Origin of the sequence: Candidatus Thiosymbion oneisti (genome assembly GCF_900092655.1) — a bacterium.
Taxonomy (GTDB): domain Bacteria; phylum Pseudomonadota; class Gammaproteobacteria; order Chromatiales; family Chromatiaceae; genus Thiosymbion; species Thiosymbion oneisti.
Genome location: NZ_FLUY01000416.1, coordinates 1 through 1,910 on the forward strand (window position 1 = coordinate 1; position 1,910 = coordinate 1,910).

At 54.6% G+C, this 1,910-nt stretch carries 1 protein-coding gene and 3 tRNA genes; all 4 read left to right on the forward strand.

Going from position 1 to position 1,910, the window contains the following annotated elements:
* Nucleotides 1-1,036: 1,036 nt before the first annotated feature.
* Nucleotides 1,037-1,121: transfer RNA gene (locus BQ17_RS03885), tRNA-Tyr, on the forward strand.
* 53 nt (nucleotides 1,122-1,174) lie between these two features.
* Nucleotides 1,175-1,248, forward strand: a tRNA-Gly gene (locus tag BQ17_RS03890).
* 209 nt (nucleotides 1,249-1,457) lie between these two features.
* Nucleotides 1,458-1,533 (forward strand) — tRNA-Thr (locus tag BQ17_RS03895).
* Nucleotides 1,534-1,626: 93 nt separating this feature from the next.
* The coding region (locus tag BQ17_RS03900; RefSeq protein ID WP_256091469.1) for a GTP-binding protein at nucleotides 1,627-1,910 on the forward strand (284 nt) is incomplete at its 3' end.

Sequence of the window (1,910 nt, forward strand, 5' to 3'; positions counted from 1 at the left end):
TTCAGTCGGCGGTTGAGTCCGCCGAGGGCCACTTTAGTGGCCCAACCTACCAGCTTCAGCTGGTAGTGGTTGAGTTTGCTCGATATAGAGATTAGCTACTTCACTTCCCGAGTGAATCTGAGAGTGAATGAATTTTGCCATTACCCCGTTGTTCTATGAAGGGATTGCTCTATGAATGGCTCATTTAGCTCACGGAACCAGGTGAAAGAGAGAATCGCCTGATAGGGTGAATGCACTCGAACGAAAAAAGTGCCACTCATTTTACGCAGATTCTCACGGATTGTTTCATTCTTAATCTGCGAAAATCTGCGTAATCTGTGGATTAACAAGCAATGTTGAGGTTCCTCCATCACTCCAACTACACTGCCGGCGACTGGTGACTGGTTCCGGTCGTCAGCTTCCGGCTTCCAGTTGCCGGTTGTCGGCTTCCGGCTTGGGGCACCGCGCGAAAGTGACAGATATACTGCCACCCGGCACAATCCGAGCTTTTGAATTTCCCCCTCACCCCCGCCCTCTCCCGGAGAGGGTGTCGCAAAAGCGGTGACATCAGCTGCCAGCCTGTGAAGTTTAAACCACAGAGGGCACGGAGAACGCAGAGCATTGGCCGGTGCCTTTCTCTGTGCGCTCTGTGTCCTCTGTGGTTCGAAAAGACTTTTGCGACACCCTCCCGGAGGCAGAGGGAGTGAAATGCGCAGATTGTTCCGTGTGGAAGTATATATGACCGAGTCATTTTTCCCATGTTCACATCCGGCTTGGCCTGTCCCGTGGCCCATCACCGCGGTCTCATTGCAGCCGGGTGAGTCTATATTTGTCCACAGATTACGCAGATTCTCACGGATTATTTCATTCTTAAATCTGCGAAAATCTGCGTAATCTGTGGATTAACAAGCAATGTTGAGGTTCCTCCATTACCCCAGCTACACTGCTGGCGACTGGCGACTGGCGACTGGCGACTGGCGACTGGCGACTGGCGACTGGCGCCGAAATGCGTTTGACAGAAGACGACCGAGTTTTTTACTATGGATAGCTTGTTGTCGGAGGGGTTCCCGAGTGGTCAAAGGGATCAGACTGTAAATCTGACGGCTCAGCCTTCGGAGGTTCGAATCCTCCCCCCTCCACCAGTGTCGATTGGGGATGGCGGGTCAGGGTGGATCGCTGCCCGGCGGTTTGTTAAGCGGGTGTAGTTCAACGGTAGAACCTCAGCCTTCCAAGCTGATGGCGTGGGTTCGACTCCCATCACCCGCTCCAGTGAGGAAGTGGTAGAGCCTGGCTGGCTTACGCGTTCGTAGCGAGGGATCGAGGGGCAAAAGATAAGATTTTGCGCTCGATTGAGGCAATAGGGGTCGCTTTAACCTAAAGCGAGCGGGAAATCTGGCTGGCCTCCTCGATTCCGCACCTGGATTGCGCACCCGGATTCCACAGGGGAACAGCCGTGAGCCAGACAGGCTCTTAAGTACGCCCATGTAGCTCAGTCGGTAGAGCACACCCTTGGTAAGGGTGAGGTCACCGGTTCAATCCCGGTCATGGGCTCCAAATTCACCTTAGTTGTAACAAATCACGGTTGATAATAGGTCACGTGCTAAGTAGCGCACACTACGGTATTTGGTATTTTGGGGAGAGGAATCCATGTCCAAAGAGAAATTCGAACGCACCAAGCCACACGTCAACGTCGGGACGATTGGGCACGTAGACCATGGCAAGACCACGCTGACGGCGGCGATCACCAAGGTGATGGCCGCCAAGCACGGCGGCGAGGTCAAGGCCTTCGACCAGATCGACAACGCCCCGGAAGAACGCGAGCGCGGCATCACCATCGCCACCGCCCACGTGGAATACGAGAGCGACGCCCGTCACTATGCCCATGTGGACTGTCCGGGCCACGCCGACTACGTGAAGAACATGATCACCGG